The organism is Bradyrhizobium sp. C-145 (genome assembly GCF_023375135.1).
GTDB lineage: Bacteria > Pseudomonadota > Alphaproteobacteria > Rhizobiales > Xanthobacteraceae > Bradyrhizobium > Bradyrhizobium zhanjiangense.
Map to the genome: position 1 here is coordinate 6,330,283 of NZ_CP088150.1, position 22,213 is coordinate 6,352,495.

The 22,213-nt window shown below is 59.0% G+C and carries 18 protein-coding genes; 9 read left to right on the plus strand and 9 right to left on the minus strand.

What is annotated here, in order from left to right; translation table 11 throughout:
- Window positions 1–313: 313 nt before the first annotated feature.
- From LRP30_RS29900 to LRP30_RS29930, 7 genes are all read left to right on the plus strand, one after another.
- Window positions 314–2,284 carry an AMP-binding protein gene (locus LRP30_RS29900; protein ID WP_128932298.1) on the plus strand — a complete coding sequence of 657 codons (1,971 nt, stop codon included), beginning with the start codon at window positions 314–316 and terminating at the stop codon, window positions 2,282–2,284.
- Window positions 2,281–3,066, plus strand: a complete 786-nt coding sequence (locus tag LRP30_RS29905) for an ABC transporter ATP-binding protein (protein ID WP_091878471.1) — start codon at window positions 2,281–2,283, stop codon at window positions 3,064–3,066. The genes LRP30_RS29900 and LRP30_RS29905 overlap by 4 nt, the downstream gene beginning before the upstream one ends.
- A 54-nt stretch (window positions 3,067–3,120) precedes the next feature.
- Window positions 3,121–4,005, plus strand: coding sequence for a branched-chain amino acid ABC transporter permease (locus tag LRP30_RS29910; protein ID WP_249761856.1), 885 nt, complete (start codon window positions 3,121–3,123; stop codon window positions 4,003–4,005).
- A gap of 14 nt (window positions 4,006–4,019) precedes the next feature.
- Window positions 4,020–5,147: a branched-chain amino acid ABC transporter permease gene (locus tag LRP30_RS29915; protein ID WP_128932296.1), complete on the plus strand. Its 1,128-nt coding sequence runs from the start codon at window positions 4,020–4,022 to the stop codon at window positions 5,145–5,147.
- On the plus strand, window positions 5,129–6,574 hold the full coding sequence (locus LRP30_RS29920) for an ABC transporter substrate-binding protein (protein WP_249757072.1): 1,446 nt from the start codon (window positions 5,129–5,131) through the stop codon (window positions 6,572–6,574). The genes LRP30_RS29915 and LRP30_RS29920 overlap by 19 nt, the downstream gene beginning before the upstream one ends.
- 75 nt (window positions 6,575–6,649) lie before the next feature.
- Window positions 6,650–7,489: an ABC transporter ATP-binding protein gene (locus tag LRP30_RS29925; protein ID WP_249757073.1), complete on the plus strand. Its 840-nt coding sequence runs from the start codon at window positions 6,650–6,652 to the stop codon at window positions 7,487–7,489.
- A gap of 392 nt (window positions 7,490–7,881) precedes the next feature.
- Window positions 7,882–9,240, plus strand: a complete 1,359-nt coding sequence (locus tag LRP30_RS29930; protein ID WP_249757074.1) for an integrase arm-type DNA-binding domain-containing protein — start codon at window positions 7,882–7,884, stop codon at window positions 9,238–9,240.
- 484 nt (window positions 9,241–9,724) lie between these two features.
- Here LRP30_RS29930 and LRP30_RS29935 read toward each other — a convergent pair whose 3' ends face one another.
- Complete coding sequence (locus tag LRP30_RS29935; protein WP_249757075.1) at window positions 9,725–10,072, minus strand: DUF6481 family protein; 348 nt, start codon at window positions 10,070–10,072, stop codon at window positions 9,725–9,727.
- 3,056 nt (window positions 10,073–13,128) lie between these two features.
- Between LRP30_RS29935 and LRP30_RS29940 the strand changes: the two genes are divergently transcribed.
- A complete protein-coding gene (locus tag LRP30_RS29940) occupies window positions 13,129–13,362 on the plus strand; it encodes a hypothetical protein (RefSeq protein WP_249757076.1) in 234 nt (77 codons plus the stop codon).
- Between the two features lie 300 nt (window positions 13,363–13,662).
- Here LRP30_RS29940 and LRP30_RS29945 read toward each other — a convergent pair whose 3' ends face one another.
- Complete coding sequence (locus LRP30_RS29945) at window positions 13,663–13,836, minus strand: hypothetical protein (protein ID WP_249757077.1); 174 nt, start codon at window positions 13,834–13,836, stop codon at window positions 13,663–13,665.
- Here LRP30_RS29945 and LRP30_RS29950 point away from each other — a divergent pair.
- A complete protein-coding gene (locus tag LRP30_RS29950; RefSeq protein WP_249757078.1) occupies window positions 13,835–14,206 on the plus strand; it encodes a hypothetical protein in 372 nt (123 codons plus the stop codon). The genes LRP30_RS29945 and LRP30_RS29950 overlap by 2 nt on opposite strands.
- Window positions 14,207–15,136: 930 nt before the next feature.
- Here the strand turns inward: LRP30_RS29950 and LRP30_RS29955 are convergent.
- The 7 genes from LRP30_RS29955 to LRP30_RS29985 form a co-directional block, all read right to left on the minus strand.
- Window positions 15,137–15,337 (minus strand): hypothetical protein, encoded by a 201-nt coding sequence (locus tag LRP30_RS29955; RefSeq protein WP_249757079.1) that lies wholly within the window; start codon window positions 15,335–15,337, stop codon window positions 15,137–15,139.
- 337 nt (window positions 15,338–15,674) lie between these two features.
- Entirely contained in the window at window positions 15,675–16,970 is a 1,296-nt protein-coding gene (locus LRP30_RS29960; protein ID WP_249757080.1) for a glycoside hydrolase family 130 protein, read from the minus strand.
- Window positions 16,971–17,001: 31 nt separating this feature from the next.
- Complete coding sequence (locus LRP30_RS29965; protein WP_249757081.1) at window positions 17,002–19,287, minus strand: glycosyltransferase family 4 protein; 2,286 nt, start codon at window positions 19,285–19,287, stop codon at window positions 17,002–17,004.
- A gap of 233 nt (window positions 19,288–19,520) precedes the next feature.
- Window positions 19,521–19,772, minus strand: coding sequence for a hypothetical protein (locus LRP30_RS29970; RefSeq protein WP_346016181.1), 252 nt, complete (start codon window positions 19,770–19,772; stop codon window positions 19,521–19,523).
- Window positions 19,773–19,992: 220 nt separating this feature from the next.
- Entirely contained in the window at window positions 19,993–20,337 is a 345-nt protein-coding gene (locus LRP30_RS29975) for a hypothetical protein (RefSeq protein WP_249757082.1), read from the minus strand.
- Window positions 20,338–20,359: 22 nt separating this feature from the next.
- Window positions 20,360–20,557 carry a hypothetical protein gene (locus tag LRP30_RS29980; RefSeq protein WP_249757083.1) on the minus strand — a complete coding sequence of 66 codons (198 nt, stop codon included), beginning with the start codon at window positions 20,555–20,557 and terminating at the stop codon, window positions 20,360–20,362.
- A gap of 533 nt (window positions 20,558–21,090) precedes the next feature.
- Window positions 21,091–21,789, minus strand: a complete 699-nt coding sequence (locus LRP30_RS29985) for a Crp/Fnr family transcriptional regulator (RefSeq protein WP_249757084.1) — start codon at window positions 21,787–21,789, stop codon at window positions 21,091–21,093.
- Window positions 21,790–22,213 lie beyond the last annotated feature (424 nt).

Genomic DNA, 22,213 nt, shown 5'->3' on the forward strand with positions numbered 1-22,213 from the left:
ACCAATGCGCTACGCAGAATAGGATTTTCCCCTGTCGGACTGGAGCGCAGCTTCAATACCGCAACGCAACATAAATCTGGACGCTCGAGTTTAGCCGTCAACACCGCAATCGGTTATTGGCAGGCGGCCCCCTCAATGACCGACCGCCCGGACGGTCACGACAATCTCGGCCCGGCAAACCGGGACTTGTAGGACTTTCGAACCGTTGTAATGTTGGAACGTGCGGCGTTCGCATGGCTGCTTCCCATAAAGGGCGCGGCGTCACCATAAGCAGGCGCGAACCAACGCGTCGGTTTTTGGGATCGAGAGCGACATGGCCGATGGCGGATCGTTTGATACGTTCCCCAAGTTGCTTCTGCGAAATGCGACGCAGTTCGGCACGCGTCCGGCGTTTCGACACAAGGATCTTGGCATTTGGCAGACGTGGACGTGGGCCCAGGTTGCTGCGATCGTCCGGGCTTACGCCGCGGGCTTGCATCGACTTGGACTGCAGCCAGGAGACAAGATCGCGGTAGTGGGTTCCAACCGACCGAAGCTCTACTGGACCATGATGGCAGCGCAGGCGCTGCAAGCGATTCCGGTTCCGGTTTACTCGGACGCAGTGGCTGAAGAGCTTGCCTTTGTTCTCGCGCACGCTGAGGCGAGCTTTGTTGCAGCACAGGATCAGGAGCAAGTGGACAAGGTCTTGTCCGTATGCGAGCGAGTGCCGCATCTTCAAAAGATTCTCTATGACGAGTCGCGCGGCCTTGATGGCTACGCGGACAGCCGGCTGATCGCAATCCACGATGTCATCGAGGACGGTCGCGCAGCGCTTACGGCGGATCCGGCGCTCTGTGGACAGATCGATGAATTCGTCCGGCAGGGTGATGGTTCTGACATCGCGGTCATCCTCTACACCTCGGGAACGACCGGCGCGTCGAAGGGCGTCATGCTGTCGACGCGAGGCTGCATTGACGCCGCGTCGGACACCACCAGGTTCGACGGACTGGCCGACCACGACGTGGTGTTCGCATATCTGCCGCTGGCCTGGGTGGGCGATCATTACCTCAACTATGTGCAAGGCCTTGTCGCTGGCTTCTGCATGGCATGTCCCGAGAGTAGTGAAACGATCGAGCAGGATCGGCGCGAGATCGGACCGACCTTCTATTTCGCGCCGCCGCGTGGTTTCGAGGCCATGCTGACGCGCCTGATGATCCGCATGGAGGACGCTGCGCCTGTCAAGCGTCGAATGTTCAACTACTTTCTCGACGTAGCGCGCCGGTATGGCGAGCAGGTGTTGACCGGAAAACAGGTGCCGCTGCGGGGCCGGTTGCTCTATGCGCTCGGGCGCTTGCTGGTCTACGAACCTCTCAAGAATGTTCTCGGCCTGTCCCGGGTGCGTGTCGCGTACACTGCAGGCGAAGCCATCGGTCCGGACTTGTTCGCGTTCTACCGCTCGATCGGACTAAATCTGAAGCAGCTCTACGGCCAGACCGAAGCCTTCCTGTACGTGACGTGCCAGCCTGATGGCGAGATCTACCCCGATACGGTTGGTCCGGCGGCCCCGAACGTCGACATCCGCATTGCGCAATCGGGCGAAGTGCAATTTCGCTCGCCCGGCATGTTCGTCGGATATTTCAAGGATCAAGCAAAGACCGCGGAAACCATGACATTCGACGGTTACGTCAAGACCGGCGATGCGGGCTTTTTCGACGAGAAGACCGGACATCTAAAGATCATCGATCGGGCGAAGGACGTCGGCTGGCTGGCTGACGGCACGATGGTTGCGCCGAAGTACCTTGAGAACAAACTGAAGTTTTTTCCCAATATCAAGGAAGCGATCACTTTCGGCGACTCGAGAGAGTTTGTTTGCGCCATGATCAACATCGACCCGGTCGCTGTCGCGAATTGGGCGGAGCGCAACAATATCGCCTATGGCTCCTATCAGGAGCTTGCCGGGCATCCGCTGGTCTATGACATGGTAGCGAAAGACGTTGCCGCGGTGAACCACTCTCTCGTCAAGGAAAGGGTGCTGGCGGGCGCTCAAATTCGTCGCTTTCTCATTTTGCACAAGGAACTCGACGCAGATGACGGCGAATTGACCCGCACGCAGAAGGTGCGTCGCCGGTTCATTGCCGAGCGCTATGCGCCACTGGTCACCGCACTCTATGACGGCTCGCATGAGGCCGACATTTCCACTGAAGTCACCTTTGAGGATGGCCGCAAGGGCACTATCGCGGCTCGTGTCAAGATCCGCGACATGCAGGCCACTGGTTCGGCGGAATCTTTGGGGAAGGCAGCATGAGAGCGCCGGACACGAACGAGATCCTGCTTCAAGTCGAGGGCGTAGCCCTGGCCTTCGGCGGCGTCAGGGCGCTGAGGGATGTTTCGTTCAACGTGAGAAAAGGCGAAATTCGGGCCATCATCGGCCCCAACGGCGCCGGCAAGACCTCGATGCTCAACGTCATCAACGGTTTCTATCACCCTGATCGTGGCGCCATCACCTTCAAGGGGCGCACCCGGGCCAGGATGCAGCCTTTCGAGGCCGCCCGCGGCGGCGTCGCGCGCACCTTCCAGAACGTCGCCCTGTTCAAGGGAATGAGCGCGCTAGACAACATCATGGCTGGCCGCACGCTGAAGGTGCGCCGGGGCCTCTTATGGCAGATGCTGCGTTACGGCCCTGCTCTGGCAGAGGAAGTCGAGCATCGGCACCGGGTCGAGGAGATTATCGACTTCCTGGAGATCGAATCGATCCGCAAGGTGCCTGTCGGGCGCTTGCCATACGGCTTGCAGAAGCGCGTCGAGCTTGGTCGCGCTCTCGCCATGGAGCCCGACCTTCTTCTCCTCGACGAGCCCATGGCAGGGATGAATCTCGAGGAGAAGGAGGACATGTCGCGGTTCATTATCGATGTGAACAGCCATTACGGCACAACGATCGTGCTGATCGAGCACGACATGGCTGTGGTCATGGATCTATCGGATCGCGTGGCGGTGCTCGATCACGGCGTAAAGATCGCCGACGGCACCCCGGACGAGATGAGGGAGAACCAGGCCGTCATCGACGCCTATCTTGGCGTCGCACACTGAGGTGCGTTCGTGATCGCATTGGGTCAATTTCTCGAGGTCCTGATCGGCGGATTGATGTCCGGCGTGCTCTATTCGCTGGTCGCCCTCGGCTTCGTGCTGATCTTCAAGGCATCCGGCGTTTTTAATTTTGCTCAGGGTGCAATGGTATTGCTCGCGGGATTGGCGCTGGTTCGCTCGCTCGATCTCCTCATGGCCAACGGCTTCCCGCTTTGGGTTGCGATCGTTCTCGGCATCGGCTTTGCCGCCGTGATCATGGCGACAACGGCTTGGCTGATCGAGCGGTTCGTGATCGGCCCCCTCATCAACCAGGACGCCCTCACGCTGTTCATGTCCACCATCGGCGTGACATTCGTTCTCGAGGGCGCGGCGGAAATGATCTTCGGATCGGATGTTTATCCGTTGCGGCTATTCCCGACGGACGCCTGGTTCGTGTTTGAGGGCCTCTTCCCGGGTGGAATTCTGATCAACAAGCTGGACGTCTGGGGTGCATTGATCGCAGGCATCCTGGTCGCCGGCCTCGCGATCTTCTTTCAGCGTACCAAGACCGGTCGCGCACTCAGGGCTGTGGCCGATGACCATTTGGCCGCGCACTCGGTTGGGATTCCAATCAGTTGGATCTGGTTCGTGGTCTGGCTCGTTGCCGGTCTCGTTGCGCTGGTTGCGGCGACCGTGTGGGGCACCAAGCTTGGTGTGCAATTTTCCATCACCTTTCTCGCGCTGAAGGCTCTGCCGGTCCTGATCATCGGGGGCCTCACCTCCATTCCGGGAGCCATCGCCGGCGGGCTCATTGTCGGGGCGGGTGAGAAACTTGCAGAGGTGTACCTCGGGCCATCTATCGGCGGCGGTATCGAATATTGGTTTGGCTATGTGCTGGCGTTAACAGTGTTGCTTGTGCGGCCGCAGGGCCTGTTCGGCGAGCGGATCATCGAGCGTATCTGAGACAGGAGCTAGCTTTGCTTTATCGTGAGGTCGGCCAATTCAAGACAACCTACGCAGAGGATATGGCGATCTTCCCGATCCGTCAGGACCGCATTGCGCTCGCGATCTTGCTCGGCATCGCTTTCATTGGGGTGCCGGTGCTGGCCAGCTTCCATATCTGGCCGTTTGGTAGCGAGTATCTGCTGTGGGCGATTCTACTGCCCTTCCTGATCCTCGCACTCGCTGCCATCGGCACAAACATTCTCGTCGGCTATTGCGGCCAAATCTCGCTCGGCAGCGGTGCGTTCATGGCCATTGGCGCCTATTCCGCCTACAAGCTGGCGACAGGCGTTCATGTCCCGCTCACCTCGCATGGCTTCGCGATTTCGATCCCGCCTTTGCCCGTATTGGTATCCATTCTGCTTGGCGGGTTCATGGCGGCGGGTGTCGGAATCCTGTTCGGGATTCCCAGTCTGCGGATCAAGGGCCTCTATCTTGCGGTTGCAACGCTCGCGGCGCAGTTCTTCTTCGACTGGGTATTCCTGCGGGTGCCGTGGTTCACCAACTACGCCCCGTCAGGGTCGGTCAATGCGCCGGAACTGAATTTCTTCGGTGTGGTCGTTCGCACGCCGATCGAACGCTATCTGCTGTGCCTGATCTTCGTCACGGTGATCGCGGTCTTGGCGAAGAATCTCGTCCGCGGCAACCTTGGCCGACAATGGATGGCAATTCGCGATATGGATATCGCTGCCGAGCTGATCGGCATCCGGCCACTCTATGCAAAGCTCACCGCCTTCGCGGTCTCTTCATTTATCATCGGCGTGGCGGGCGCACTTTGGGCGTTCGTCTACCTTGGCTCATGGGAGCCGCTCGCGTTCTCGATCGACCGTTCGCTCGAGCTCTTGTTCATGGTGATAATTGGTGGGCTAGGATCCATCATGGGCCCGTTCGTCGGGGCGGCGTTTATCCTCATTGTGCCGATCATGCTGAACGTCCTTCCAACCCAGCTCGGCGTGCCGCTGTCGACGGAAACGATCACTCACCTGCAGTTCATTATCTTTGGGTCGTTGATCTGCTATCTTCTTATCAAAGAACCCCATGGGTTCGCCCGGCTGATATCAATCGGCAAGGAGAAGCTCAGACTTTGGCCGTTTCCCTATTGAAGTTGCGATCGCGCCTCGAGCGGATGGCGGCTGTTGACAAAGGAGGAAGGAAACAATCCCCCGAACGGAAAAAGAGGGGCTCAAAGGAGGAGAATATCAACATGGCAAGTATTACACGCAATGTACTGATCCTGGCGGCCGCGTTGTCGGGCGCGGCGTTTAGTGCACCGGCCGCAGCGCAAGACGAGCAGTTCATCCCAATTCTGTCCTACCGGACCGGACCGTACGCTGTGAACGGAGCGCCCTACGCAAACGGCGTTGTGGACTATTATAACCTGATCAATGAGCGTGACGGCGGTATCAACGGCGTCAAGATTCTGACCGAAGAATGCGAGACGAGTTACGCGACCGACAAGGGCGTTGAGTGCTACGAGCGCCTCAAGGGCAAGGGACCGACCGGCGCGGCCTTCATCAACCCGCTATCGACCGGGATCACCTTTGCCCTCACCGAGAAGACCGCGACCGACAAAATCCCGATCATCACTATGGGGTACGGCCGTGCCGATTCCAAGAACGGCGCGGTGTTCGCCTACAACTTCCCGTTGCTCGGCACTTACTGGTCGGCGGCGGATATCGCGATCCAGCATGTCGCCAAGGAACTCGGTGGCTTCGACAAGCTGAAAGGCAGGAAGATTTCGCTGCTGTATCACGACAGCCCCTATGGCAAGGAGCCGATTCCGATGCTGCAGGTGCTGGCGCAGAAGTACGGCTTTGCGTTCACCTCGATCCCGGTCACGCACCCCGGTGTCGAGCAGAAGTCGCAATGGCTGGCGATCCGCCAGAATCGACCGGACTATGTCCTGGTCTGGGGCTGGGGCGTCATGAACAGCACGGCAATCAAGGAAGCGGCGGCCGTTGCGTATCCGCGCGAGAAGATGATCGGTGTTTGGTGGTCGGGCGCAGAGCCCGACGTGACGCCGGCAGGCGATCAGGCCACAGGTTACAAATCACTGATGCTTCAGCATGGTGCTGGCAGGTTTCCCGTCCATGCTGACATAGAGAAATACGTCTACGCGAAAGGCAAAGGTTCAACGGAATCTGGCAAGGTCGGCGAAGTTCTCTACAACCGTGGCATGGTCAACGCCATGCTCGGCGTGGAGGCGATCCGGAAGGCGCAGGAAAAGTTCGGCAAGAAACCGCTGACGGGCGAGCAGGTCCGTTGGGGGCTGGAGAACCTCATCCTCACCGATGCACGCATCAAGGAAATCGGATTTGAGGGGATGTTGAAGCCGGTCAGCATTTCCTGCTCCGATCACGAGGGTGCGCGCTACGGGCGCGTTCAGCAGTGGGATGGCAAGGCCTGGAAAGTAATCTCCGACTGGTACACGGCAGACGAATCGCTCATCGAACCGCTCGTCGCCGATGTGTCCGCGAAGTATGCCGCGGAGAAGAAGATCCAGCCGCGCGACTGCGCGAAAGAAACTTGAACCAGTCTGACTGATCCGGGAGGCAGGTTTGCCTGCTCCCGGATCCCCGAAGGTGCAACTGTTTGGAGGTCTGCCGTGTCAACCCCCAAGCTCGCTCCGGCGACGGAAGCGGCAGCCCCGGTTCTGTCGGTCAACAATATCGAGGTTGTCTACGATCACGTCATCCTAGTGCTAAAAGGCGTATCGCTGGAGGTCCCGCGGGGCGCCATTGTCGCGCTTCTCGGTGCCAATGGTGCCGGCAAGACCACGACCCTGAAGGCGATCTCGAATCTGCTGCATGCAGAGCGCGGCGAAGTCACCAAGGGGTCGATTCTGTTCGACGGCGTCGAGGTGAAGTCCCTGTCGCCGAGCGATCTGGTGCAGCGCGGTTGCATCCAGGTGATGGAGGGGCGACGTGCCTTCCCTCACCTCACGATAGAAGAGAATCTTCTGACTGGCGCCTTCACGCGCAGGGACGGCAAGTCGGCGATCACGCAGGACCTTGAGCGGGTCTATGCCTATTTCCCCCGCCTCAGAGAGCGACGTGATTCCACCGCCGGTTATACGTCAGGCGGTGAACAGCAGATGTGCGTGATCGGGCGCGCGCTGATGTCGTGCCCGAAGATGATCCTGCTCGACGAACCTTCGATGGGCCTTGCGCCGCAGATCGTGGAGGAGATCTTCGAGATCGTGAAGGATCTCAACGTCAAGGAAGGTGTTTCCTTTCTTCTCGCCGAGCAGAACACCAATATGGCGCTCAAATACGCGAGCCACGGCTATATCCTCGAAAATGGCCGCGTGGTGATGGACGGCGAGGCACGGGCGCTCGCAGCAAATGAGGACGTCAAGGAATTCTACCTTGGCGTTGCCGGTGATAGGCGAAAATCATTCCGCGACGTGAAGCACTACAAGCGTCGCAAGCGCTGGCTCGGATGACGCAGAGCGGTCGGCTCCGCTCGTCGGGAATGTATGCAACCCAGCGTCCGCCAACAGGCTCAAAGAAAGGATTTTCGCGGCTACCGAATGCGGGCTGGACCACGTCCAGCCGCTGACCGCTTGTCGGAATGGCTATCGCGAGGGGTACCCAAGCCCTTGAAAGGCTTGGTGGGCGCACCAGGGCTCGAACCTGGGACCCGCTGATTAAGAGTTCAAAACGGGCGCCTCTCTACGATTTCTGAATCTACGCCACGCCACGACAGCGGCCAAGAAGGTCTTTTATTTCTAGGGACTTGTCGCATAGCTTCGCAGTCCAGCGAACCCAGACCTTCAAACACCTCGGCTCGCCAAAACCGTTTGAAAACCGTTTTAGCAGTTCACATCCGCCCCCCATGACCGACATTCGCATTGCTCTCAGCGACAAGGCCATCGCTCAGCTACCGACTCCTGAAGATGGCTGGTATCTGGCTCGCGACACCGAGTTGAAAGGCTTCTTCGTGGTCGTGGGGAAGCGGAAAAGGACCTTCACTGTCCAAGGTGACCTCAGACAACGGGGAAAGCGGGCCTCTTCCGTAAGAGTGTCGATTGGAGATGTCACCGAATTAACGACTCGAGCGGCTCGCGCAATTGCCAAGGAATACCTTGCTCAGATCAGCAAAGGACAGCACCCGAAAGCGAGGCTAGACGGAAAGGCCGGACAGGCCGAGACCGATGGGAATAGTGGCGTAACGGGCGCTACCCTGAAGCAAGCTTGGCAACGCTATTTGGAAGCCCACCTAATCCGAAAATGCCGTAGCGAGAAAACGATAAGTGGTTATCGGGATCACGTCGAACGTCTCTTTTCGGAATGGCTCGACACTCCTCTGCTCGATCTCGCGAACGATCCGGCTCGCGTCGCCAAAAAGCATGATCAGCTTACCAGGGAGAACGGTCCCTACATGGCCAATGGGAGCATGCGGACGCTGCGAGCCATCTACAATCATGCTCGGAAGACCAATCGATCGCTGCCGCGTGACAATCCCGCGGATGCTGTCGATTGGAATCAGGAGGAGCGCAGGAACACCGGTATGGGCACCGGCGATTTGAAAAGATGGTTCATAGAGCTGGCCAATCTGGACAATCCAATCCGGCGCGAATTCCATCTTTTCACTTTGCTGTGTGGGTCTAGGCCAACCGCATTGCAGCAGGCTAAGCCGGAACACATCAATTTTCGGCGGCGAACGCTCCACATCCCTAGGCCCAAGGGAGGCAGCAAGCGAGCGTTCGACATCCCGCTGTCTCGGGAAATGATCCTGAGCCTCATTCGAGTGCTTCGCTTCGGCAGGCAAATGCATCCGACTCAGGCGCAAGAATGGTTATTCCCAGCCGAAAGCGCCTCCGGACACCTGGCGGAAACCAAGGAGGACCGAGATATATTGTCAAAATGGGGCAATGACCTTCGTCAAACATTTCGGACACTTGCCACCGCTGCTGGCGTTTCCGAATTCGACGCCAAGCTCCTGATGAACCATTCAATCCCTGGAGTGAATGCAGGCTATGTCACTCGGCACAAGCTAGTTGAAGACCATCTGCGCAGCCAGCAACAAGCTATCAGTACCGTCGTGTTTTCCGCACTCGGTAAGTTGCGCACAGAACAGGGAGCTCTGATCGATTGGCTTGGTCATCGGGCAAGCCGAAGAGCTGTGAGCAAATTCCGATCGAAGCCAAGCAATCTCGGCGAGGAGCAAGAAAGCATTCGGCAGGCAGCGTGAGCTGAAGCCAGCCGGCTCGGGTTCCAAGGGCTTCTGTCCAGGCACACGTCCGGGGTTCGAGGCACTGGAGCGCTACCGACTTTCCCCACACCAACCAAACCTGCGATACGTCATCCATTGCATGAGCCAGTTCTTGAGCCGTTGCCGAGTTCAGCTCTTACGCTCTTAGAGACGCACGTTGAAGGACCACGAAATCCATTCTCGTGGGTCGGGCCCACGAAGCCCAGGAGCCCGAGGTCGAGCCAGTGGACCGCTACCGCCCTTCCCCAGACCCGATCAACTCGCGCACCTTCTTCAATTATCGAAAACCGCTCGTGGCGGGGATTCTCTCGGCCTCCGCTTTTGGCCATTTCGCGTCGTCAAAGAACGTACCATGTTGCGCTGCGTGGGAAGCCGCTTCCCCTTCTCCCATCAAAGGGATTCCATTCTGGAGTGTGCACGCCTCGGGTTGATGACCCGCCCACCAACGCCGGACCCGCGCCTCCTATCTTTTCTTGTTCTTTCGCGCGGCGTAACGCGCGTCGCGTGCAGCTTTCTGCTGGGCTTCGATAGCTGCTTGCCGCATCGCGATCTCTTGTTTTTCGCGCAACAGCTGGGCTGCGGCAGCGACTGTGGCCTCATTCGCTAGGCGGGCACTCTCGGCCTTTGCGGCCTCGCGCGCCGAACTGACCTTGGCCCGCGCGGCGGCGAACGCTTGGCGCTCGGCCTGCCGCGCTTTCACCACAGGATCGTCGGGTCCAGGCTGGCTGCGAAACTTATCGAGGATCTTCCTTCTGGCTTCTTGCGCCGCATTATGCCGATCCGCGAAGGTAGGTTCTTTGTATCCAGCCATTGAAAAAGCCTTTGCGTTCCATCTTTGATGAGGCGATCGGCTTTGCCACCGTGCCGGCGTGGACAATCTGTCCCAGCATGAACCAAGGAGCTGTGTGCCTATACATATGCAGCGTCGGAAAGCATACGGCGGCCCATGTCCTGGCTGCGATGTGGCCTAATTCGGTTTCGAGTGCAAGTGAGTTCGGGAGAGCCGATGTCTCAGTTCGGGTCACAAGCGGTGGCCAAGCGCGCTGCTCAAGCGTCAGCCGACCTGCATCTTTAATCTGCCTCTGGCCGCGGCGGCGCTGCTTCACCCACATATCCTGCGGCGCTCCCTCTTGGCGACATCGCCTCCTTTCCGTCTGCATTCGCCATATACGGCGGGGTGCATTAGGGATAGGGTTGTATATCATCGACCGGTTCGTGGCATTGTCGGTGACTGAGAGTGTCGTGCTCCCGCCGTGACGAGGGAGTGCCATGCCCGACGCCCTACTCACGAACAAGCTTTCTCCACGCGAGACCGTACGTCCCCGCTGCCCCAACTGCGGCGCCCGCATGGAGACCCTGCGCGTTGTAGCGGGCCGGCCCGGATTGGAGCGTCGAACACTTCGGTGCTTAAAATGCCGGCTGGTCTACGAAGCGCAAGCTCCTGCAGATCCGATCGATTTCAACGCCTTGCGCTGGATTAACAGTGAACTGAGGTCGCCTCAGTAAGGGACGGTTTGGAGAATGAGCGGCCTCTTTGGGTGTGCCATCTGCGCAATCGGCGTCGGCCATGACCCTCCTCCCGGTGATTGACCAACGCAGCAGCAGGGCGGCCGTGCGTTTCAAGAACACTTGGTGCCCCCGCCGCCACGCGCGCGGCAATGTCGATCTCGCGCGCGATTGCCGAACTGGCCGTCACGTCTTCGGATCGCAGAGCGAGCCGATCCTCGATCATGTCGTCAAGTCTATCGCCCGCGACCAAGTCGGTCCGCAGCCCGGTTCGGCAAATGACAACGCGCGATAGATGGACCGTAGATCTTGAGTGTCCACGCTGCGGGAGGATCGACGTGGCCCGGCTCTCGCAGGCGGATGGCTACGCCTATGTGAGAGGGAACACCGCTACCCGGGCCGATCATGTGCCGGTCGGCTTTGCCTGCATTGATCCCGAGGCTAGCAGTTTTCAATGCTCGAAATGTCAGGTGCTACTACCCTGATCCCTTTTGAGGGCCGCCGAGGGATCGTCAGGCCTCGCTCCTCGCTGCCACCTGGATGGAATGGCTTTGTCGGAACTTTCGCCATCTGCACTACAATCGGGCGTGCTGAAAGCAGCGGTCGCACGGCCGCGATTGACTCGCGATTGAGACCGATCAGGCGCACACTTGCACTTATCACCGGTCCGCGCCCAGGCATTACTGGTGACCGAGAGCGTCGTGCTCCCGCCTGTTTCGGAGGGGGAGCCCCTATGCCCAAATCTCAAGACCGTTTACCTAACGTTGGGCCCATCGCATTGCAGCGCCCGGGCTGTCCGATCTGCAAATCTTCGATGATGCTTGTCAGCATTGAGTCAGAACGTCCTGGCGTCGACTTACATCGCTTTCAGTGTGCCGTGTGCAATCATGTACTAACGATCCTTGCCGCGTGCGAAGACCCTATGCATTCCAAGGCGGGCCGGTGCCTTCAAGGCGATTTGCATCCGCCGAAGTAGGGGCGTGCCACATCCTCGGTATGGAATGGCTGCAAGACGGCGCGTGCGCGAAATGCTACGAGACGGTGAGCCGTTGGGTTCTGGCAAATATTCCCTGCTGCGCACGTGCGACGGAGCACTACTCGAGCAGCCCCTTCAATGGAATTTCTCGCCCAGTGTTTGCGCGCCGGCGAGTTGTCCTAATTGCGGTCCGAGAGTGAACCTTTGGCGGCTGGCATAGACCAATCCATATCCGGGATTTTGTTAGTACCCTCTCGGGGGATACACCCATCGCCGCCGGCGAACGTTTCAACGCTAGGCGGCGTTGCGTTGTGCGCATCCCAATCTGCCGCACGAATGTCCTGCCAACGGACGATATCGCGAGATCATCAAAGCCTGCGTCGGTTCTACAACTAAGGCCGCCTCGGTCGAGGGCCCCTCTCATTTTGAACGGCCAGCAATGTTTGCTCGTGGCCAAACCCGACCGTCGGCGCCGCGCAGCATCTCGCCGACGGCTTCAGTGTCCGCGCTATGGCCACTGCAGGTCAAACGCCGTTCAGAGGACTCGAAGAGACGATGATTCAGCCAGCGGCCCACTTTCGGCAACTGCCGATGGTTCCCGACATAGCATGAAACAAAGCCCTCGCTATTCGGCTAATCGAGGCGCATAATCGCGGTACCATCGAGCGGCCCCCTAGCATCTATCGGTGATGAGAACGCAGCTGCGCTCCCGCTCACCCCTTAGCGGAGCACCAACATGGCAGCTCGACGATCTTCAGAACAATCATCGACGTTCGAATACCGTCTAACGCAAGAGGCAACAAACTTGCGCCAGCAGGCTCAAGGAATGCCTAGTGGCATCCGCCGCATTGAGCTGTTGCAAAAAGCCCGGCAGATCGATGTCGCCGTAGAGGTCAATAAGTGGCAGACCTCCCCGGGACTACAGCCACCATGCTAACAAGATGAGGCGCCGGCCTATCTCCTGCCTCGATCCAGAGATCGGCTAAGGCCTCGCTAACGAAATGAAAGGTCGTCATGAGCAGACGCGAATATGACGCGGACAATTCTTTTCGTCCATCGGATAGACCCGTTACTGAATACGAACAGGAGCAAAAGGCCCTCCGCAAGAACCTAGAACGGCTAAGAGCTGAGCGGCTGGCGCGCGAGAGGGCGAAATCAAGCGACGCTTGAAGTCGGCAAGCTATGGCAAAGCAGCAGCGGCAAAGCGCAGTTGCCATGCTTACTCTGAAATCGCTCATGGCAAGGCGCGGAGCGGTAGCAGACTTCGACAAGCAATTAGGAACGTTGGTCCGCATGACTGGTTCGGGGTCTATCACCGGTCCCGAACTCGGCGATTGCCGGTGACAGAGAGGCGCTGCAGCGCTCCCGCCAAATGGAGCGCTGGGATGAAGCGGTATTCTTTCGATATTCGCGGCAGGGAAGAATTGGCCCTTGACGAGGAAGGGATGATGCTGCCGAGCATCGAAGCGGCTCAAAGAGAAGCCGCCAACTCGCTTGCTGATTTGGCCAGGGACATGAGTAGAGGTGCGGAGATGCAGCACCTCTCGATCGAGGTGCGGAACGCCGCCGGGCAGGTCGCAGAAGCGCACCTTGGCTGGATTGTGCGGCGTCTGCAGTAGGCGCACCGGGATCTGGTTAAAGTTCCTCTATTTCGGAGCCGCGTTCTGCCTTAGCTTCGGACCGACACCGCCCGAGCCTTGGCAAGAATCGGTGACTGACAGCTCTACATGCTCCCGCGAGGTCGGAGAGCGGGAAATGTCTTCAACCAATCCTACCAGTCGTGCCCGCCAAAGAGCGGTTCGGTGACGGCGCACCAGCCATCGCAGTCTCGACGCAAGCGGCAACTTGGACACGCAGCCCGTCTTAGAACAGAGCGTCCTTTACACGACCAGGTTAGCGGTATAGCGTTCGGCTACAGGTTAGCAGATGCTCACCTTGAAGCTGCCCATGAAGCAGCGACCTCCGAAGTCGCCGCCACACGTCGTAGCAGCAGCTCCCGTGCCATCGGAAGGCGCAATCATAAGAATCATGTCCACCACGGCGCGCCGGCGGCGCACGCGCGCATCAGTGCGCTCAACAAAGGCGACCTTCATGAAACTTCCCGCAATCTTGCTAGGCGAGGCACGGACGCGCGTGCTTCAAGGCATCGCCTTCGGTGCGGTGGCGACCATGGCCATTGGATTTATCTGGGGTGGTTGGATCACTGGGGAGACCGCCAGGATCATGCGCGCCACGGCGGAGAGCGATGGCAGAATGTCCATTCTGGTACCGCTTTGCGTCGCGCAGTTCACAGCCGCGGACGGCGCTCTGGCCAAGTTCAAGGCGGCCAGCCCTTATTCAAGGGGAAACATCGTCAGCGAATTCGTGAAAGATGTGGCGTCCACCAGCATGGATTACTCGTTCGCCAAGGCATGTGCCACCGGGATCGAAACAGAGATTGCCAAGACAGCGACAAAGACTTGACGGGCGCACCCGCAGGCCTGGTCGAGGATCGCCTGGGATCAGAATGCGCGCTTAACGAATAGGAGTGGTACGGGCTCGATTCATTTCATCGTGCAGCAGACCAATAGGCTCTAGCCGGGCCGCGCGGCTGGCGCGGAGAGCGGGCCCGCGCACAATCTGGCGAACGCATAGGGAAGCCGGACCGGATGCAACGAAGACGCCGGCAAATGGCCAGTCGTGCTTGTCGTTGAGGATGACGAGCTGTTGCGCTGGAGCCCACGGAGCTGACGACCGCGGTATACGAAGTGAGAGCGGGAGGTTGATCCTCCCTGGACCGAGTAGTGCGCAAGGGTTCACTTCCCGAATTCCGGCACGTCGCCCCACGTACCGAGACGTTATCTTTTCGTCGCCGAGAAATGAAGGACGAAGAAACTATGGCCGCCTCGTCTCGGACTGTCCGTGACCTCGAGCCGCCACGGAACGCCGTCCCACGACTCAGCGGTCGAGCCATCTTTGAGGATCTGTCCACTCATGTCGACCGCTGCTGCACGTGCAGCCGCAACGTCAGCAAGCTCGGTGCCTATCTCGTCGGGCACAGAGGTTCCATCGGAAACGTGAAAGAAGTAGAGCGGCAGGGCTTGCTCCGATAAGGCGCTAGCGCGGTGGCCGTCTCTCGTCACCGGCCACTCTAAGATGATTCGGTCGGGAAAAATATGCGCCTAACCCCGCGCAATAGCGAGCCCTACATCGGCTGCCGGACAAGAGAAGTGGTTCCCACCGGTTGAGAACCGCCACAGCGTGCCGTCAGCTTGGCGTCTCTTGGGCACGACTTCGATACCGCGGAAGTTGGCGGTCCGTGGTGTTGCTGCCGATCGAGCCGGAGGTGCGGTTTGGCGAGCCACGCGGTCCTACCTGCAACGAAGTCGCCGCTGGTCTCGTCTTCCACGCGCTTCAGCTTCCTGTTGACATGAGATTTTCACCGTTGATCGCGCGGTCCAGGGCATCGATCAGTGCCTGCATTTCGACGAATTTGTTGCGCGCACGCTCAGCCGTATCCCACTCAAAAGGAGCCGCCAACACTTTCACGTGCGCGTCTCTGTCCGCGAGCATGCGATCACGGGCTTTCTTCAGTGTCTCAAGTCGCTCGCTCATGTGGACTCCCTTGCAAATTGATCTCGATGGGGACCAAGTACTCAGTCGAAGTCTTCCGGAAGGTCGCCCTTCCGGAAGAAAATGGTAGGCTCATCGTCATAGTCGCCCATCTCGGGGTCGCCTGTAGACGAGAATGCAACGACGGCGAATTTGCTCAATGCGAGTCTTCCCGCCGTTCGAAGGGCGCCACTTTCCGATTTGCAGACGATCGGAGAACTCCGGCTTCAATTTTCCGCTCTCGCCAGCATTGAATGCTTGCACGACGTAGGTCGTCTCGCGCGCCATGATGGCTCCTTGAATTGGCGAGCAGTGGACGTCCACGTTGTGGAGGCGGCGCTCATCTCATTGCCTCCATGAGTTCCGCGATCTTGATAGTCGCGAAATTCGAGAAGGTGTCGGACACTGCATACGGCAAAATGACCTGGTCGTTGTGCCGCATAGCGCCACATGTGTAGACAACATTGGGGACATATCCTTCGCGCTCCGTTGGTTCGGGCCGCAACAGCGGCTCAGGCGAACGAGCCAACACCTTGGCGGGGTCGTTCTTGTCGAGCAACGCAGCGCCGATCGAATATTTGCGTACGGGACCGACGCCGTGCGTTAGGAGCAGCCAGCCTTCGTCAAGCTCAATCGGCGACCCGCAATTGCCGATCTGGACGAACTCCCAGGGAAATTCCGGCTTCAGAACGGCCTGACCGCCCTCCCATGTGTAGAGGTCGTCTGAATAGATCAGATAAAGGTTCTCATTGTCCTGCCGCGCGATCATGGCGAACTTGCCGCCGATCTTACGCGGGAATAGGGCCATGCCCTTATTCCGTGCCGCAGCCCCCCTCAAGGGCGCCAACCGAAACGAGATGAAATCGCTGGTCTCGATCAATTCGGAGCGGATCGCCCGTCCGCTGTAGGCCGTGTAGGTCGCGTAGTAGGTTTTGCGATTGTCGTCCTTGAATTCGACAAAGCGCGCATCCTCAATGCCGTTCGATTGAGATTCGGTGACAGGAAAGATCACGCGCTCGGTGAGATCTTCTTCAGGTTTGAAAATCAACTCGACACGCTCGCCATCCGGTTCGGCTACGCGATGACAAATCCGCGGCATCGAGGCAAGGCGTGCCGTCGGATCAACGATCACACTGCCATCCTTTGCAATTATTCCCGTTCGAAATGTCAATGATGACACATGCCCTTCCCCGATCGCACGTAGACTGAGAATGAAGCGAACGCCACCTTTTGGCGAACCCGACTGATCGGGATGCGGCACGATACTGGGATTGAATAAGGCGGACGCTTCGAACGAATACTCACTCAGAAAGTAGGCCCCGATCAGCTGACGCTGGGCTTTCGAAAAGGTTCCGTGGCTTGCCAGAGCTTCCTCCATTTCATCCGCACGGGCCTCGAACGTCTCCAGCAGATTGCGGTGACGACCTTCGAAATTATCCAGGACATCCGCGAGCTGAGTGGCAACTGCTTCGGGCTCGAGCGCGAGAACCCGGTTGACGATGTGATTTGCTCGCAATTTGTCGGTCGGGTTCAGATCGCGCGGTTCAGTCGCCGGCTTGAATGGTCGCACGATCACCCGCGTGGGATCGGGGCGCAGGTGAAGTGCCTGCCGATTCAGGAAAGTGGCTTGTGACACGATATCCTCGGCTCGCTAATCAGGAAGAATTTCAGGCGCTCGCGGCGCGCACGGGCGCGGGCATTGCCCGGCTGATGTTTACGCGCGCAAGCTGACGAATTTCCGCAAGTCCAAGGAGATAGCAAACAACCGACTCGCCCCCGCGGTTTTCGTTGGCCCGATCAGGGTGCAACCCATCGCGGCAACTCCCGGTATCCGGATCGACCAGCGCCACGGACAGATCATTGCTGCCAAGAAACCAGGCGAAGGCCCGCGTTGCCATCGATTTCCAATCGGAGTCGCCATCCGCGCGCCACGCCGCAAGGCATGCAGCGATCGTCGCCGTTGCTTCCACAGGCTGCTGATCGAAGGCACGAGGACGCTGCCGCCGGTCGCCGAAACCGGCGGTGCCGACGGGCCGGAAGTGACCTGCTGTGGTCGTCTGTTGCGTCATCAGCCAGCGCAGTGATCGCAATCCGGCATCGAGGTAGACCGATGTTTGCGTCGCTACGCCAGTCAGCATCAAAGCTTGTGGCAATCGCGCGTTGTCGTAAGCAAGGCCTTCCTCGAACCACCCCCAGCTCGGCGTCTCAACTGACGCCAGGCATGACATCAATCTGCCCGCAAGAGAATGCCTGACTGTCATGGCGTGAAGATCGTCCGGAGCTGCAGTGCAATAAGCGTCCAGCCCCAGCAGCGTAAATGCCCATGCTCGGGGTGAACGAAAGCTTTCCGCGGTCGTCAAAGCTTGGGCGAACAGATCGGTGGCCCACCTGCGCCGCGAGGGGCTTGTGTCTCTGCGCGCCGATTCACCCAATGCCCATAAAGTTCGCCCGTGACTGTCTTCGGAGCCCCTGTCTTCAAGCCAGACTCGATCGTAGCCCATGAAGTTGCGGAACTGCCTGGTGTCGGGGTTCCATGCATGCTGCACGAAGGCGGCAAAGCGGGTCGTTAGAATTTCCGGAAGGGGCTGTTCGCCCGGATCGTTGAGGGCGCAGGCCAACAGCAGCGCTCGGGCATTGTCATCGACGCAATATCCGTGCGAGCGATCGGGCACCGAATGCACTGCGTGCTGGAACAGGCCGGTATCATCACACATCGCCAGGAAATGGGCGATTTGCATGTCAGGTGGCTCCGAGCCACGTGGCTCCGGCGGTCCCTTGTCGGCGCGCGCGAGTACCTTGAGTCGGTGGCCTTGACGAGCATTCTCGAAGACAGAGATGTAACGCTCGGCCGTGCGTTCCCACGTCATCATTCGGCTGGCGGCATAGGCGCGCCGAGACATCGCATGCCGTCGCGGGTGATCGGTAAGCAGTTTTGCGATTTCTCGGCCGATCGCCGCCGCGTCGCCGAACGGCACCAATACGCCGCATCCATCGGTAAGGAGCTCGCGTGCGTGCCAGTACGGGGTCGAAACGACCGGCTTCCCGAGTCCAAAGCTGTAGGCCAGGGTTCCCGAGGTCATCTGGGACTCATTCAGATAAGGCGTGACATAGACGTCGCACATCGAGATGAACTCGAGCAGCGTGGCAAGGTCGACGAACCGGTCGAGAAACACCACGTGGTTGTCGATTCCGAGCTCGCGCACCCGCGCCACAAGGCTGTCGCGATAGGCTTCGCCATGGTCTCGAACCAGATTGGGGTGTGTCGCGCCTAGCACGACATAAACCGCATCAGCACAGCGTGTCAGAACCGATGGCATGGCATCGATCATGACTTCGATGCCCTTGCCGGGCGATAGAAGACCGAATGTCAGAATGACTGATTTGCCAGCAAACCCGAGCATGGCCTTCGCCGCATCGGGCCCGACAAGAGCGACATTGGGAATGCCGTGAGCAATCACCTCGATCTTGTCGTCCGGCACCTGATAGACGTCACGCAATAGCTCGCGCCCCTTGTGGGCCATGACTATCACCTTGGAAGACGCATCGACGATGCGCTCCATCACCGTGCGCTGCTTGCCCGCCGGATCGGCCAGCACTGTATGGAACGTCGTCACTACCGGCATTCTGAGGGGCGCCAACAACGCGAGGATATGGGCACCGGCTTCGCCGCCAAAAATGCCGAATTCGTGCTGCAGGCAGACGGTGTCAAACCGGCCTGCATTCAGGAAGTCTGCCGCGCGCACGTATTCCTCGATGTTGTCGTCCCTGATGTGAAAAGCGACCGACGCGGGATAGTCGTAGGCTTGCCCCCGATCGGTCATTGCCACGATGCAGGTCTCCAAGCCGCGGTCGGAACTCGATATGGCCTGCTGCAGGTCGGTGGTAAAGGTTGCGATACCGCAGCGGCGAGGTAGCGAGTTGCCGATAACGACGATGCGGCGGAGCGGCGTCATGTCTGTGCCTCAATACTCTTTCTTGACGTCGCAGAATGCACGGCGGCGGACGCACCGGCAGACTTGAACGATTGTTCTGCGCGATCTTGCAGCAAGGACGCACTTCACGTGCCGGCTCAATAAATCCTCTGAAACGTCGGCGGCAGAGGCTTGCGCATGAGTCCACTCAGATCCAGGGCTTCGCCGCTGTCCTCGATGTCCGAGATCAAGACCTCGACAAACGGGTGCTGGCGCTACGCAGCGCCTCGCTGATACTTCGCGCCCACCACTCGCCCGATCGCAGCAAGGTTCAGCTGGCCGAGCGCATTGTACTGATCACGGAACAAGCTTTGACGTCCGCCGCTGTGCTCGACAGATTCAACCCAGACGTCTAGCACCTTGCGCCCTATGAACGCCTCGACCGGTTCAGTGCCGTCTCGGGCACAAAGCCTCAGCCCGTCCATCGTATGCAGTCCGACATCGACGCTAAATTGTGTTAGTGGCATAGGTAGGTCCTCCTGTGGTTTGCATTAATTCATGTCAGCGGCTCACCGCGAACCGTGCAGCCCCCCGGTACAAAGCAGCGGCAGTCAATCTACCATTTTGCGCCGCGCCTCCGCTCAATGCGCATTGTAGTCGGCGTCGTTCTTGTGCTTGTGCAGAAATCGGGCGATTTGCCCGCGAAGCTCCGCCGTCTCGAGCAAGCTGCCAACGGACCCGGCGGTATCAAAGATCTCCCGCTGAAAACGTCGTCGGCAGGGCGTCCCACTGCATGATGACGGCAGCGCCGAGACACCGCAGAACGCGCTCTTCCTCGCTGGCAAGGACGGCGCCGCAAGATCGGTCCTGCTCTTCGACATGCACGGCATCGTCATAGTTGTCCGCCAAGCCTTGCTCATTATCGACGAGCGAGACGAGGCGGCCCTGCGCTTCCCGAAGTTTTCGGCCTTCGTCCGGATCGTTCGAATCTTTCACCCGTTCGGCATACTCGGCCGCTTCTGCGCGATGCTGCTTAGATTTGAACATGCCGTGTCCTTTCGCCCCTTCTTTGATCGTTGCAGGCGCAAGCACGAAACGAGCTGCTGGCGTTGCTTTAGCCTTCGAGCTGATCGAACTCGTCAGGCAGCAGGATGCGGCCGTGCGGCGTGCATATCCGAACGTCGGCATAGCCTTCCCGCAAGAGTTCCTGCGCCTTCTTCAACGCAGCTGCCGCCGTGTCACGGCCGACGTTGATGCGGCCGAACCGGTCATTCCCGCCCACCAGGTATTGCAGTTGCGTCGCGCTATCCACGCTATGCAGCCGCTGCAAACACCAGAATCAAGAGAAACGGCGGAATAACGACTGGCGGGACGATCCAGTCGGCCAGACGAAATCGAGACATGCACGCTCCTTCCACTTCGGCGGGAGCGTTCTTTGCCCTCAGTCACCGATGGAAGCCGTGGAAAGGGCGGTGATAGGCAACCCTAGGCCTGCCGCTTGAAAATAGCGAGCGCTAAAAGGCTGCCGATCGGCGATACCGCTTCGTAGGGCATTCGACACCCGAGCGCCGATAGAACAGGGCCGACGATCTTCGTGTTGCGGCCGAAACCAAAGATGCCATGAGATCTGCGGTCGCAGTTGCCTTTAATGGCCTCTGCGCGCTTTTTGGGTCGGAAGGCTGTAATAAGTGTCACCGTAAACACATCTTTGGCTCGTATGAGGGGCGACCGCGGTTGAGGCCCAGCCGGTGTCCGGTCTACTGCTGATAACCGCTGTGACTAATGTTTGAGCGTTGTTCGGCTGCGTACCACACACGGACACGAGCAACATCAGTTGCTACAGACTCAGTCGGCCATGGGCAGCAGTTGCTGATACTGCGCTCTATTCGTCTCATAGCACTCACAGGCGCCTTCACTAATGCCCTCAATGTCAACTATTTCAATTTTGCCCCGGGAGTACTTGACCATCCCGGCTTTCTGGAGAGTGCGCGCGACGGTTGTTACACTCGTTCTCCGGACGCCCAGCATTTCAGCCAAAAACTCTTGCGTGAAAGGAAGCTGATCGCTTCCCGCGAGGTCGCGGGCGCGCAGCAACCATCGACAGAGTCGGGCCTCGACTTCATGGTGCGCCATGCAAGCCGTTGATTGCTGGGCTTGCGCAAACAACGTCTGCTCATGACGCATGACAATCGAAATCAATCTCTCCGACTGCATCGCCGCGCTCTTGAATGCGGCGGGCTCACAAACCATGGCATCACCACCTAACTGGACGATGGCGCGGCACATTGCGACTTTTCCATCCAGCGCAGAGGCGAGACCAAACCCACCGTCCCTGCCTACCATCGCGGCCTCCGTCATTTCGCCCGTCGCAAGCGACACAACAAGAGATATGACCGCAGTTATAGGGAAATAGACCGCGTCGATGATATCGCCGGCTTCATAGAGTACTGTCTTCTGCTCCAGATGGGTGGCCTTGAGATGAGGCCGAAGGGCCGTTCGGTCGCTGTCTGACAGAGATGCGAGGATAGCGTTTGACTGAAACATCGTGCACTCCCGTTTCAAAGGCGGGAGTGCAAGAACTCTCAGTTGCCGACGCCCAATGTCGTGGCCAGCAATGATACACCCTAACACGCGAAGAACTGCAGCTCTGTACGGTGGATGACTTAGCAGGGCGATTTCGCAGCGCAGCATTTCGCCTCAACAATAGCCGCTTTGTTTGCCCGCATCTTCGAACTTGGTCGATTTTTGACCTCTTGAGTCAAACGCCGGACAGACATGCCTGATGCGCGAGAGCTAAGAAGCGAGGGAGCAGTTTGCGAGGAGGCTTGTCATGGGCCAATTGCGGCGACGAGTTAAACACACGCTGAGTTTTGAAGAACGGTTGGCGGTAGAGGCCAAACGATTTAGGGACGCGGCTGAAACGGAACCACTGGGAAGCCTGTCTCGGGAATTGCTTCTCCGACGAGCG

What these genes read in the sequence shown, in the direction of transcription:
- LRP30_RS29985 (WP_249757084.1), bottom strand. Translation starts at nt 21,789, where the DNA reads ATGTTTCAGTCAAACGCTATCCTCGCATCTCTGTCAGACAGCGACCGA.
- LRP30_RS29940 (WP_249757076.1), top strand. Translation starts at nt 13,129, where the DNA reads ATGAAGCGGTATTCTTTCGATATTCGCGGCAGGGAAGAATTGGCCCTT.
- LRP30_RS29930 (WP_249757074.1), top strand. Translation starts at nt 7,882, where the DNA reads ATGACCGACATTCGCATTGCTCTCAGCGACAAGGCCATCGCTCAGCTA.
- LRP30_RS29950 (WP_249757078.1), top strand. Translation starts at nt 13,835, where the DNA reads ATGAAACTTCCCGCAATCTTGCTAGGCGAGGCACGGACGCGCGTGCTT.
- LRP30_RS29965 (WP_249757081.1), bottom strand. Translation starts at nt 19,287, where the DNA reads ATGACGCCGCTCCGCCGCATCGTCGTTATCGGCAACTCGCTACCTCGC.
- LRP30_RS29910 (WP_249761856.1), top strand. Translation starts at nt 3,121, where the DNA reads ATGTCCGGCGTGCTCTATTCGCTGGTCGCCCTCGGCTTCGTGCTGATC.
- LRP30_RS29900 (WP_128932298.1), top strand. Translation starts at nt 314, where the DNA reads ATGGCCGATGGCGGATCGTTTGATACGTTCCCCAAGTTGCTTCTGCGA.
- LRP30_RS29970 (WP_346016181.1), bottom strand. Translation starts at nt 19,772, where the DNA reads ATGCCACTAACACAATTTAGCGTCGATGTCGGACTGCATACGATGGAC.
- LRP30_RS29945 (WP_249757077.1), bottom strand. Translation starts at nt 13,836, where the DNA reads ATGAAGGTCGCCTTTGTTGAGCGCACTGATGCGCGCGTGCGCCGCCGG.
- LRP30_RS29935 (WP_249757075.1), bottom strand. Translation starts at nt 10,072, where the DNA reads ATGGCTGGATACAAAGAACCTACCTTCGCGGATCGGCATAATGCGGCG.
- LRP30_RS29955 (WP_249757079.1), bottom strand. Translation starts at nt 15,337, where the DNA reads ATGAGCGAGCGACTTGAGACACTGAAGAAAGCCCGTGATCGCATGCTC.
- LRP30_RS29905 (WP_091878471.1), top strand. Translation starts at nt 2,281, where the DNA reads ATGAGAGCGCCGGACACGAACGAGATCCTGCTTCAAGTCGAGGGCGTA.